The 12,122-nt window shown below is 59.7% G+C and carries 13 protein-coding genes; all 13 read right to left on the minus strand.

Annotated elements, in window-relative coordinates:
• Position 1 precedes the first annotated feature (1 nt).
• Positions 2 to 466 (minus strand): DUF2946 family protein, encoded by a 465-nt coding sequence (locus ACR0DJ_RS10010; RefSeq protein ID WP_480684810.1) that lies wholly within the window; start codon positions 464 to 466, stop codon positions 2 to 4.
• A gap of 89 nt (positions 467 to 555) precedes the next feature.
• Entirely contained in the window at positions 556 to 819 is a 264-nt protein-coding gene (locus ACR0DJ_RS10015; protein WP_170345486.1) for a hypothetical protein, read from the minus strand.
• Entirely contained in the window at positions 776 to 2,299 is a 1,524-nt protein-coding gene (locus ACR0DJ_RS10020; RefSeq protein ID WP_480684811.1) for a cytochrome D1 domain-containing protein, read from the minus strand. Before ACR0DJ_RS10020 ends, ACR0DJ_RS10015 begins: the two co-directional genes overlap by 44 nt.
• A gap of 76 nt (positions 2,300 to 2,375) precedes the next feature.
• Entirely contained in the window at positions 2,376 to 3,590 is a 1,215-nt protein-coding gene (gene nirJ, locus ACR0DJ_RS10025) for a heme d1 biosynthesis radical SAM protein NirJ (protein ID WP_170345484.1), read from the minus strand.
• A 3-nt stretch (positions 3,591 to 3,593) separates the two neighbouring features.
• Positions 3,594 to 4,076: a siroheme decarboxylase subunit beta gene (gene ahbB / locus ACR0DJ_RS10030; RefSeq protein ID WP_425079536.1), complete on the minus strand. Its 483-nt coding sequence runs from the start codon at positions 4,074 to 4,076 to the stop codon at positions 3,594 to 3,596.
• Complete coding sequence (locus tag ACR0DJ_RS10035) at positions 4,073 to 4,522, minus strand: Lrp/AsnC family transcriptional regulator (RefSeq protein WP_170345482.1); 450 nt, start codon at positions 4,520 to 4,522, stop codon at positions 4,073 to 4,075. Before ACR0DJ_RS10035 ends, ahbB (ACR0DJ_RS10030) begins: the two co-directional genes overlap by 4 nt.
• Positions 4,519 to 5,508: a siroheme decarboxylase subunit beta gene (gene ahbB, locus ACR0DJ_RS10040; RefSeq protein ID WP_480684814.1), complete on the minus strand. Its 990-nt coding sequence runs from the start codon at positions 5,506 to 5,508 to the stop codon at positions 4,519 to 4,521. The genes ACR0DJ_RS10035 and ahbB (ACR0DJ_RS10040) overlap by 4 nt, the downstream gene beginning before the upstream one ends.
• Before the next feature lie 3 nt (positions 5,509 to 5,511).
• The gene (locus tag ACR0DJ_RS10045; RefSeq protein ID WP_170345480.1) at positions 5,512 to 6,657 is read right to left on the minus strand and encodes a cytochrome D1 domain-containing protein; all 1,146 of its coding nucleotides are present in this window, start codon (positions 6,655 to 6,657) and stop codon (positions 5,512 to 5,514) included.
• Complete coding sequence (locus ACR0DJ_RS10050; protein ID WP_306980750.1) at positions 6,654 to 7,037, minus strand: c-type cytochrome; 384 nt, start codon at positions 7,035 to 7,037, stop codon at positions 6,654 to 6,656. Before ACR0DJ_RS10050 ends, ACR0DJ_RS10045 begins: the two co-directional genes overlap by 4 nt.
• Positions 7,030 to 7,791 carry a uroporphyrinogen-III C-methyltransferase gene (cobA, locus tag ACR0DJ_RS10055; protein ID WP_170345478.1) on the minus strand — a complete coding sequence of 254 codons (762 nt, stop codon included), beginning with the start codon at positions 7,789 to 7,791 and terminating at the stop codon, positions 7,030 to 7,032. The genes ACR0DJ_RS10050 and cobA overlap by 8 nt, the downstream gene beginning before the upstream one ends.
• Before the next feature lie 198 nt (positions 7,792 to 7,989).
• Positions 7,990 to 8,391: a cupredoxin domain-containing protein gene (locus tag ACR0DJ_RS10060; protein WP_170345477.1), complete on the minus strand. Its 402-nt coding sequence runs from the start codon at positions 8,389 to 8,391 to the stop codon at positions 7,990 to 7,992.
• A 55-nt stretch (positions 8,392 to 8,446) separates the two neighbouring features.
• Positions 8,447 to 10,231 (minus strand): NapC/NirT family cytochrome c, encoded by a 1,785-nt coding sequence (locus ACR0DJ_RS10065; protein WP_425079540.1) that lies wholly within the window; start codon positions 10,229 to 10,231, stop codon positions 8,447 to 8,449.
• 124 nt (positions 10,232 to 10,355) lie between these two features.
• Entirely contained in the window at positions 10,356 to 12,032 is a 1,677-nt protein-coding gene (locus ACR0DJ_RS10070; RefSeq protein ID WP_257601365.1) for a nitrite reductase, read from the minus strand.
• Between the last annotated feature and the right edge of the window lie 90 nt (positions 12,033 to 12,122).

The raw sequence follows: 12,122 nt of genomic DNA on the forward strand, positions 1-12,122 counted from the left end.
CTTACGACCACGGCGCACCTCCGTTTACTTGAGTGAACGCCACGGACGCGCGCAGGGCGCGTTCAGATTTTTCTTGGGTCGCAACCGGGGGCCCTCGGGTTTCGGGCCACAGTCGCCTTGAGTTGTACAAAATGCACAGATCCCCGATTGCAGCGGGTACAATCTGTACATTTCCGGATTGCGTCAGCAGCGGCAGGTCTGGCAGCGGGGCTGCCACTGTCACCGCGCACAGCGCGCAATCGGCGCATTTCGGGCAAGGTGCGGTCGGGTCATCAGTGCCTTCCTCAAGGTCCACTTCAACCCAGACCGCCCCTGCCTCCGAGCAGATCTCGATCCACATGCTGTCCCCGGGACTCGCCAGCACCGGGCCAAGCATCTGCAAAAGCAACAGGAAAATACCCACCAAACCGCACACCGCGCGGGACACGCGATCAAACAGGCTATGCGGGGGGCGGACGGTGGGCATTGAGAATCCAGCTCGGCGTTCTTTTCTGAACCGTAGGGGATTCTTCCAGGCGAAGACTTGACTTAGGTCAGGTGCCTGAAAATTTGAATCTACCCGTCGGCCTCGTCCATCAATCCGCGCAGCCACCGACCGGCCAGCCATGCCGCAGGAATGCCCAGCGGAATCGACCAGAGGAGAGCCGGCACCGGTTCGATTGCACCGAACCCGACGCTGTGCAGGATAAGCCCGAGCAAAAACAGGTTGATGGCCACGGTCAGCGCCGTGGCCGGATACAGCAGAATGGCCAGTTTCCAAACCGGCCATTTTCCCTCAGTGGCTGGTTCCTTCCGAGAAGGTGATCTTGTTCCAGACATTGTATTTCCCCGAAGGTTTGCGCATCGGCAGGCGGCGGATTTCTTCCAGCGTCTGCGCGTCATAAACGATCACCGCGCCGTCATCTTCCCAGATCGAAACCAGCGCGTGGCTGCCATCCCTGGTGAACTCGACATGGGCCACGGTTTTTCCGGGAGCGGGGCGCAGGGTCTTTACGATTTCAAGGCTTTGCTTGTCGATGACATGCATTGCGTCCTTGTTTGGGCCAAAGAAAACATCGGCCCAGACATAAGGCGAGTTCTCATGGCTGCGCATGAAGAACCCGGGGCCCTCGGTCTTGATCCGTTTGACGGTTTCCCAGCTTTCCATGTCGATCACCGACACGGCGCCGTCTGTCAGGTGCGGCGTGGCCATCACGGTCGTATCGCCGTGTTTCCATGTGATGCCCGAGCCCAGATGCGGCATTCCGGGCAAATCCAGATCGGCCACCTTGTGCCCGATCACCAGATCAATCACTTGTCCGCCCTTGCCATCGCGGGACGCTCCCATGACATATTCATAACTCTGGTCGAAAAAGAAATCGTCCAGATAGTCAGGCGTGGTGATCTTGCGCACCGGGAAGGGGTCGGGGTTCTTGAACTGACCTTCGATGCGGAAATCATGACCAAGCCCGGATTGCGGGGGATTTGCGCCGTAGAACACTTCCCAAATCTCGGGCACATCCTTCAGCGCCAGAACAAAGCTTTCCCGCGGAGGGGCCTGATAGACAGCCGAAACGCGGCTGGGCACGCCCTTCTTGCTTTTGACCTCGATGACCTTTGCGACTGAAAGGTCTTCGGTGGACAACACCGTCAGGCTGTTGGGCAGATAGTTGGCTACAGCCACCCATTTGCCATCGCCGGACATGGCGATGTTACGGCTGTTCAGGCCGGCACGCACACGGCCCACCTGCTTCAGGGCCCAAATGTCGTACTTCTGGACCCATCCGTCGCGGGACATGATGAAGACATACCGCCCATCCGGGCTGAATTTTGGACCGCCATGCACGGCGAAGGGGGTTTCGAACCGGTCCAGAACCTCGAACGTGTCGCCATCCAGAACGCTGACATGGTGATCTCCGGTTTCCACCACCAGCGTGATGTTCATCGGGTCGCTGTCCCAGACGGGCGCATCCACCGGCACATATTCCTCGTCCAGCGTCCGGCTGGCCAATATCTCGGCCTCGCCCCATTCGGGGTCGGATTCCAAAGGCGATTTCAACCAACCTGCCAGCTCTTCGATTTGCAGAGCATCCAGCTCGTGCGAGAAGGCCGGCATTTGTGTCGCCGCGCGCCCTTCCGCGATTACCGCAGCAACCCGGGGACCCCGCATGCGTTTGAGCGTTTCAGGGATCAGCGCGGGGCCAACCCCGCCCAGACGGTTTTCGCCGTGGCATGAGGCGCAATGCTCAGCGTAATCCGATTGCGCATCCGCCCAGGCGACACCCGCGCCAAGGATCGAGCATAATGCCCCAATCTTCATCTTTTCAAAAATACTCCCGCCGGAGGTTCCCGCACGCGCCACAGGCGCAGCGGTTGAAAGCCTCGCACTTACGGTGTCAAAAGAACTGATGCGCCGGATCATGGCTTTTCCCCCGAAACGGTGTGACCTGAAGGCGTTCCCCTGCTTCATCCACACCGATTTCCTGGTTGGACAGGTAACAGGCCGGATCCTCGGCCCATGGATCACCGGTCAATTGCAAGGCGCGGATGCGGGTATTGCCGCCGCACACGTCCTTGAGTTCGCAGGCTCCGCAGCGCCCCTTCAGCGGGCGTGGGCGGGTGCGGAGCATGGCAAGCATCGGATCATCGCTGGTCCAGAGTTCGGAAAACGATTTGGTCTTTACGTTGCCCACCGTGTAATCGGACCAGTAAGTGTCTGGATGGACCCGGCCAAGGTTGTCGATATTAGCGACGCCCAAACCACTTGAGTTCCCGCCCCACGCGGCCAGGTGCGCGCGCACATGTGCCGCTTTTTCGGCGTCGAAATGCGTGCGAATCCAGTTCAGGAAATACCCGGCATCAGCGTCATTGTTCCCCGTCACGATATCCAGCGGACGACCGCCCGATGCGGCTTCCCAGGCGCGTTCCAGCAACAGATCCAGGCCTTTGCGCGTGCGCTGATGCGCGGCATCTTCGCCCCGGTTCTTGTCGCCGCGCCCCGCATAGACAAGATGCGACAGGTAGAACTTGTCGACACCTTCATCATCACAAAGGCTCAGCAAGTCAGGCAAGTGATGTTGCGTGCCTTCGGTCAGGCAGAACCGCAGGCCAACCTTGATGCCGCGCTTTTTGCATTCTCGCACGCCGCGCAAGGCGTCTGCAAAAGCCCCTTCGACGCCACGGAACCAGTCATTCGTCGCTCCGATCCCGTCCAGCGAGATGCCGACGTAGTTGAAGCCCACATCCGCAATCATATCAGCGGTTTCGTCGTAAATCCGGGTGCCGTTGGTCGACAAGGCCAGCATTGGCACCAGATCACGGGCCCGTTTTGCGATGTCGAAGAAATCGAACCGGTCCAGCGGTTCCCCACCCGAGAGGATCAGGGCCGGGACGCGAAATTGGCCCAGATCCTCAAGGGTTACCATGGCTTGCTCATGGCTGAGCTCACCCGGGAACGCGACATCCGCCGAGACGGTGTAGCAATGGCGGCACTTCAGGTTACAGCGTCGCGTCAAATTCCAGATCACAACCGGCTTTACCGGGCCGGGGCGACGCTTGCGCACCGGAGTCGGTTTGACCAGTTGATGCATGTATTCGGTCAGGCGGAACATGTCTCAGGCTTTCTGTCTCAGGCGCAGCCCGGTCTTTTTCAGGATGCGCGTGGAATAGAGGATGTCGCTGCCCCGGCAGGCCGATCCCAGAATAGCGGCGATCTGGCCGCGTTTCTCTTCGACCTCGTCGCGCGAGTTGCCATGAACCATGGCGAACAGGTTGTAGGGCCAGTCGGGCAGGGCACGGGGCCGTTCATAACAATGGGTGACGAAGGGCAGTGCCCCGATATGAGCGCCCAGTTCGGTGATCAGGTCATCCTGAACATCCCAGACGGTCATGCCGTTCGACGTCATGCCCAGCTTGTAATGATTGGGGGCTGCGGCGATCCGTCGGATCACCCCGCGCGCTTTCAGCACGGCCAGCCGGTCCAGCAGGGTGGCTTCGGTCAGGCCCAGATCGGCAGCGACCTGCGCATAGGGCGCGGACACCAGGGGCAATCCCCCCTGGAGCGACTCGATAATCTGTCTGTCTGTTGCGTCGATCATGCCGCCACCCGGAAGCCGATGAAAAATTCCTGAAGTTTGGGGAAACGGAGAACACTGATCCCCGTTTCCCGTTCGATGGCATCGGCGGCGGCCTCGATCCCCTCGGGTGTTTCGGTGGCCAGCACGAACCACATGTTCAGCCGGTGCGTGCGTTCATAATTATGGGCCACCTCGGGATGTGCATTGACTTTGGTCAGGACGGTTTCGAAATCTTCGGCTGGAACGGCCATTGCGCAAAGGCAGAAAGCCCCACCCATGGCCGCGGCGTCGAAAAATGGACCGAAGCGCGTAATGGTGCGGTCATCTTTCATGCGGCTCAGACGCGTCAGCAATTCGGCCTCGGACAGGCCAAGCTCTGCGGCGACGGTTGCGTAAGGGTGCGAAGTAAGCGGCAGATCCTCTTGCATACGATTCAGGATCGCGCGATCCGTTTGGTCCAGCGTCATGCGGCAGCCTCCTTGGCCTGAATCAGCGCGCCGGTCTGCTTGAAACAGCGGGTTGAGAAGAGAACCTTGTGTCGCGCTCCGGCCAGTTCGGGCAATGCAATCGCGCCGGCCAGAACATCCAAAGCCTCATTGCGTGTGCGGGCGTGGATCATGGAATACAGGCGATATGGCCAGACATCGGGAACCGGATTGCGCTCGTAGCACAAAGTCACCCCCGGGAAGGCCGCCAAAGCGGGACCAGCGGTTTCAATCTGTTCTGCCGGCAGATCCCAGACCACCATCGCATTGGCCGACCAGCCAAGCGCCCGGTGACGCACGATGACGCCGAGCCGCGAGATTATTCCGGCGGCATGCAAAGCCTCGACCCGCTCCATCACGTCGGTGACATCCCGTTTCAGCGAACGAGCCAGAGCGGCGTAGGGTTCTGAGACCAAAGATAGCCCGGAACTCAGAGACTGTAGCAGGCAACGATCGCCCTCGCGCATGACGGATGCATCGACCTTTCGCGCTGTGGGCACGTTCTTGATGCCTCCAGTCATGCGAAAGCCAAGATCCACGTTGAAGGGACGCACCAGCCGCAGGTCCAGCACCTGCAATCCGGTGGATCGACTGATCCGCGCAAGGGTATCGTTGACATGCGCGCGATCCGGCCCGGTCGCGACAAACCAGAGGTTCCAGGCGTCTTCGCGTTGATAATTGTGATTCACGCCGGGTTCGGCATCGATCAGGGCGGCAACCTCCTCCAACCGATCTTCCGGAGCCGCCACGGCAGCCAAAGTGCTGGCCGTCACCGCGCCGGGTGTGATGGTTGCGCCAACCCGTGTAATGCGGCCTGTGGCGCGCATCCGGGACAGGCGATGAATGACTTCGGCTTCGTCCAGCCCGAGAGCGTTACCCAGTATCTGAAACGGTCTTTCGGTGATCGGGAAGTCGCGCTGAAACTCGTCCAGCAGACGGCGGTCGATCGGGTCCGTGATATGTCGCATCGGTTACAGCCCTGTTCTGTGGGCGCGAGCAGTGAAGAAAATGCCGGACGGGCTGTCCGCGTCGATCTCGCGCAGTTTTTCAAAACTATGCGTGTCGTAGACCATGACCTTGTTGGCATCGCGCACGCTGATCCAGACCTCATGTCCGCGCGGCGTGAACTCCATGTGCAACACGGCCGGGCCGGGTTTGAATTCGTGGATGATCTCTTTGCTGACGCTGTCGATCACCTGAATGGTGTCATTCAGCGGGTGGGCGAAATTGACCCAGACCTGCCGCCCATCCGGACGCGCCATTGCAAAGACCGGTTGCCCGTGGGTTTTGGTCCGGCCCGTTTCGGACAGGGTATCGGCGTCGATCCACAGAACCTCGTGATGGCCGACAGCCGGCAAAACGAATTCGCGGCCCGTCAGCGCCCAGCCTTCCAGATGAGGCATCTTGTAGACCGGCATTTCTTCCTGCCCGCGCCCGTAATCGGGCAGAACCCGGATCGGTTCGGGTGTTTCGGCCCACAGATCCAGTGCGGTCAGGCCGTCCTCGCCAAACAGGCCGGTGATATAGGTGCGGCCATTGGCAGTGATCAGCGCGTCATAGGGGTTCTTGCCCATGTCCGGGATCTTGGTGATCTCTGGTGCGCCCTTTGCGAAATCGGCAATCCAGGTTTCCCCAGTGTCCCACATCGTGAAAACGAACCGCCGACCCGGCGCATCGACCAGACCGATGGTTTTGCTGCCGGTCGGGATGTCAGCGACCATCTCAAGCGTGTCCGCATCGAATACGCGCACGCCACCGGGTTCATAGTTCGACACCGCCACAAGCTTGCCATCGTCCGAAATCGCCCCGCCAATGGCGTTGCCGGCCTGCACGACGCGGTTCACGATCTGGCGGGTCACGATGTCGATCTTGGTCAGCCCGCCGTCGCGGCCAAACACATAGGCAAACCGTTCATCGGGTGAATAGACCAAGGACGCGTGCGACAGATCACCCAACCCCTCGATCCGGGCCAGAGCTGCACGGTCGGATTGATCCACCAGCAGAACCGAGCCCTTGGCGCGTTCGATGACCAGACCAAGGTCGCCTGTCGCGGTTGGTTCAGCCTGGGCGGTGGACATCATCAATGTGGCGGCAAGGCCAAGGATGAAGTGTTTCATTGTGACTCCTGTTCCAGCAGGTAACGGGCGATCCACTCGGCTTCTTCTTCACTGATCAGAGGCCGCCACGGGGGCATCGCGGTGTCAGGGATGCCGTCAAGGATGACGCTGGTCAAAACATCCGCGTCGTAGTGTTCAAGCGTCTCACTGCGCAGATCGGGACCAAGGCCGCCCTTCAGGGACAGGCCGTGACAGGAACCGCAATCCTGATGCACAAGTCTTTTCAGGGTGTCGGGATCGATGACATCCGCCGCGAAAGCTGAGGTCGCGGCCAGAACCGCAATGGTCAGACAGGTTCGCGCCACCCATCCCGAACGCCCCGGCGACCTGTCGGTGTGTGTTGGGTCAATCCCTCGGTCTCGTCTTCCCAGCTTAGCCATGGGCCTGTTCCAGAAGCTCGGCCACAGGCCGTTCGGCATAAAGCGAAACCACCTTGCCAATGATAAACAGCGTCGGCGCCTTCAGGTCGGCTGCGCGCACATCCGTGGCCAGCTGGTCAAGCCGTGACACAAGACGACGCTCATCAGGTGTCGTGGCCTTGCCCACCGCCAGAACCGGCGTCGAGCCCGGCAGGTTTTCGGTCATCAACCCCATGGCGATCTGACCGATATTGGCAACGCCCATATAGACCACCAGCGTCGAGTCCGGATCGGCAAGGCGTTTCCAGTCCAGATCCAGCACTTTGTCGGCCTGCCGATGCCCGGTGACATATTGAACCGAGGTTGCCAGCCCGCGATGGGTCAGCGGCACACCCGTCGAACAAGACGCCCCCTGGGCTGCCGTAATGCCCGGTGCGTATTCAACAGCAACACCGCGGGCCATCAGATAGGCAGCCTCTTCCGAGCCGCGACCAAAGATCATGGGGTCGCCACCCTTCAGCCGGGCAACCGTGTGACCAGCGCGGGCTTCTTCCAGCAGTATTTCGTTGATGCGGTCCTGCGGAACGGTGTGGCATTTGGGCGCTTTGCCGACAGGGATCAGCCGGGCGCCTTCCGCGTGCAAGTTCAGAATGTCGGCGGACACCAGCCGGTCATAAACCACGACATCCGCTTCTTGCAGCATCCGCAGTGCGCGAAGGGTCATCAGCTCGGGGTCGCCGGGGCCTGCGCCAATCAGAAAAACCTTACCGCTCATGTGCAAACTCGCTTGGTCTGAAAGTCTTCGAGATCCGGTATCCCATGCAGATCCGTTGCGTTTGCAAGACGTTGCTGGGTGAGCCGGGCGTGTCATGGGGGAAGATTGGCCCAATCGAAAACCAACCTCCTTGACATAAGTTAAGGAGCGCGGGATTTGCGCCCGCGCTCCTTCATCTTGCCTGTATTGTGCCTTGTTTCAGGGTTCGACGGTGATCATTCCGATCATGTTCTGTGTCTCCCAATGCGGGCCGCACAGATAGTCCTGTGGACCGGGCGTAAGGAAGGTCAGTTCAACGGATTCCTCGGGGAACAGGCGATCACTTTCAGGTTGGCTGCCATCCTTCAACAGAACGGAATGGCTGGTGCGTTTGTCGACATTCACCCACCGGACAGTTGTGCCTGCCTTGACGGTCAATTCGGCTGGGCAGAAATTGTATTTGTACATCAGCACCACTTCAGCGTCTTCGACGGCCGACGAAGGCTGACCGAACAACTCGACATAGCGCTCTTCGGCCTCGGCGCAGATTTCGGCGGTTTCGTCCGCCCAGGCGGGCGCGGCCAGAAGCAGCAGCGCGGGAAGAAGGCGTTGGGGTTTCATGGTCCATGTCTCCTTTCCAAAAGTGGCCGGGGCCGGTTGACCCGGCCCCGATCCGTTATTGTTTGACCACGTTGATGAGCGCGCTGTCATCATCCAGCGCCAGGCTTGTATTCAGCGTCACGTGGTGGAACCTTGCGGCAGCAAAATCGTCGTGGATGGCAAAGCCAACGGTATAGGTCTTGCCTGCCTCCAAAGGCACATCACCGGGCGCACCCGAATTCAGGGGGCGCGTAAAGACCACGGTCCACATACCACCGGACAGTTCGGCCGATGCGGCGATTTCACCATCATTGACCACGCGCTGCTCCAACAGATAGCCATTGGTGGCGCTTCCGTCGGCGTAGACACGCATCAGGTCAAGATAGGTGCCGTCGGCCAGATACTGCTCGATCTGTTCCTCGGCCTTCAGCTTGTCCCAGCCACCCAGGGCCTTGCCGCGGCGACCTTTGACCTCAACATCGGTGCGGCTTTCGCTGATGTATTTGGTAATGGTGTCGGTGGCATTGAGGCGACCGGCAACATCCGCATTTGCCGCGATCGCATCCGCTTCGGGCGCAAAAGGCATATAGGTGTTGTCGGCGTGGCACGAGGCCCAGCAGCCCACCTGATCGCCCAGCTCGATGCCAGTGCCGGTAATCATCATGGCAACCTTGATCTGGTTGTCCGGGTCCATCTTGCCGCCATCGACGAACGGGGCAGGGTTGTGACCCGCGTCCGGCCATTGCAGACGAATGTAGAGGTTTTCGTCGTCATGTGCCGCCTGAACGGTTGCGTCGATGACACCGCGTTTGCCCGGAATGGGAGTCGGTTCAAGATCGCCACCTGCAACGATCTTGTTGCCGATGGTGTCCAGTTCCTTGGCGTGGCAGGTGGTGCACTGATCCCCGCCTTTGGTCAGGGGGCGTGCGCCACCATGGAACTTGCCGTTCTGGACCCATTCGAACGAGGCCTGACCGGGGTAGAACAGCTTCAGATCCGCCGCGGCCACTGCGTTCCAGTCGATGTTGGACGCAACGTCGCTTGCTCCGCCAGAGGGCGCGGCGGCCTCTTCACCGGAGGCTTTTGCGCGTTCTTCTTCCAAAGCAGCGTCAACAGCCGCTGCGATCTGGGCCTGAACGGCCTCTTGCTGAGCCTTCTTGGCGGCTTTTTCCGCTTCTGCTTCAGCGGCCTCTTTGGCTTCGATCTTTTCAAGGCTGGCCAGGTATTCCGGGGGTATCGGCCGGATGAAGTCCGGGTTCGGTGCTTCAAGCTTTTCCAGATACTCTTCGTCCGCCCTGTCGCGTGCATCCGAGTGTGCAATCCCCTTGTGGCAGTCGATACAGGTCTGTCCGACGGTCATCGCATTGAGGTGCTGCTGACGGGCGCGTGGTTTCTGGAATTCGGGCATCATCGATTCGAAATCGTGACAGTTGCGGCATTCGCGCGAATCGGTGGCCTTCATCCGCTCCCACTCGTTCATGGCCAGATGCACACGTTTGGCTTCGAACTTTTCGCGGGTGTTGATGGTGCCGACCAATTTGCCATAAAGCTCTTTGGACGCCTTGATCTTGCGGATCATCTTATGGGTCCAGTCTTTGGGTACGTGGCAGTCGGAACAGACAGCCCCCACGCCCGACCGGTTCACGTCGTGAATCGTGCCGGTATATTCTTCGTAGACAAAATCACGCATCTCGTGACACGAGATACAGAATTCCTTGGTATTCGTGGCTTCCATTGCGGTGTTGAACCCGCCCCAGAAGATGATGCCGGCGGCAAAGGCCGCGGCGATACCGGCCACAGGCATTCCCCATAGGAAATACCGGCGCCAGATCGGTTTTTTCTTATCCGGTTCGGAGGTCATATCCGGGCTCCGTTTTGGCTGTATTGTCTGGCCCTTGGTGGCAGGCCGGTGAGTTTGGCTGATGCCTCGAACAAGGAAAGGGCGGGCGAGGGGCCCGCCCTTTCCTGTGATGGTCTCACCCTCGTCAGGTGACGTGGTTCGACCGGTTGTAGACGTTGAACTTGCCGGTCGGGGCATAAAGCCCGTCGATGCGGCCGATCTCTTCCAGCGTCTTGGCGTCGAAGATCACGATCTGACCGTTGGGTTCTTTCGAGTCCGACAGGTTCCACTTGGAGACCCAGACCTCGGTGCCGTCGGCGTTGAATTCGAAGTGAACAGCAGCGCTGCCTTCGTCTTCGGTGATCTGGATCGTTTTCACGATCTCGCCGGTTTCTTTCGAAATGACCTGTACGGATTGCTGCACTTCCGGTTCCGGATGCTTGGTCTGGTCAGCCCAGATGTAATCCGAGTTCGGGTGGGTGCGGACGAACAGGCCGGGGCCGTCGGTTTCCACTTCGTAGCAGACTTTCCAGGCGTCATCCGGACGGTTTTCAGGATCGTTGCCCCAAACGGTCACGGTACCGACACCAAGGTGGGTCGTGCCGGCCACAGGGCCACAGTTCGGGTCGACCCAGTTGGCGCCCGGACCCGGGTGCGGCAGGGCGGCGGTGTCGATCATCGCCTCAAGCTTGTGGGTTTCGGTATCGACAACCACCATCTTGTTCGACGCGTTCGCGGCGATCTGGAAATAGCGGCCCGTCGGGTCAAAGAACCCGTCATGCAGGAACTTGGCGCTGTCGATCTTGTCGATCCGAAGGTTGTCCAGATCGGTGTAATCGACCTGCCATAGCTGTCCCAGCTCTTTCACGGCGACGATCCAGGTCGGTTCGTTCGGCGTGGTGTAGATGGCGGCCACGCGGCTTTCTTCGACATACTCGCCGTCCACGTTCACGCCGCGGGTCGATACGACCTTGAGCGGTTCCATGGTTTGCGCATCAACGATTGCAAAGTGCGGCGGCCAGTAGCCACCACCGATGACGTATTTGCCGTCGCCGGACACGGCCACGTCACGCGCGTCGTAGGCGATCTTGACTTCGGATACCAACATCTTGTCCGGCGTCTGCCAGAGGTCGATTTTGGTCATCTTGCCGTCGCGGCCCATGGTGTACCAGAAGCGCCCGGGTTGTTCCGGCTCTTCCAGCGAGTGGTGCTCGGATGCTTTCAGAACGTGCACCGCATAACCGGTCGGAATGTGGGTCAGGACCTCTTTGGTGTCACCGTCGATCACGGCCACCTTGCCTACGTCACGTTCGATGACGACAAAGAAGTTTTCCCAGTTGCGGCCGTGCAGCGGCTCGGTCGGATAGTCCTCTTCTTCGACGTAAACCTTGCGGGTCGCCTTCATCTGTTCCAGCGACATTTCAGGCGGTTTCGGCGGCTCCATCATGATGTAGGTCGCCATGTCCTTGATTTCCTGCTCGGTCATGATGTCCGAGAAGTTGTTCATGCCGCCTTCGGTTCCCCAGGCGATAATCTTTTCAAGGCGTTCCTGCCCCAGTTTAAGGGTGCCGCCTTCGGTGACCGTGCCGTCGGCTGCGGTCTTCTTCCAATGCGGTTCCAGGTTTTTACCCGTGGCCCCTTTGCGCAAAACGCCGTGGCAGCCTGCGCATTGTTCGAAATAGAGCTGTTTAGACGATTCAAAGGCTTCTTCGCTCAAAGTTGGCTCTTCGGCGAAGGTCGGAGCAGCGACGCTGCCCAACAACATTGCCAATCCGACCCCAAAGGCGCGGCCGGGTTTGTTGTAGCTGATTCCAAGTGACATGATCACTCTCCATATGCGTGGTGAGGCGCTGCCGAGAGTGAAACATCACGTGGATGTCATCCTTGACCAAAGTCAACGGGAAGGGCGCAG

This window comes from Ruegeria sp. BF10, assembly GCF_056538725.1.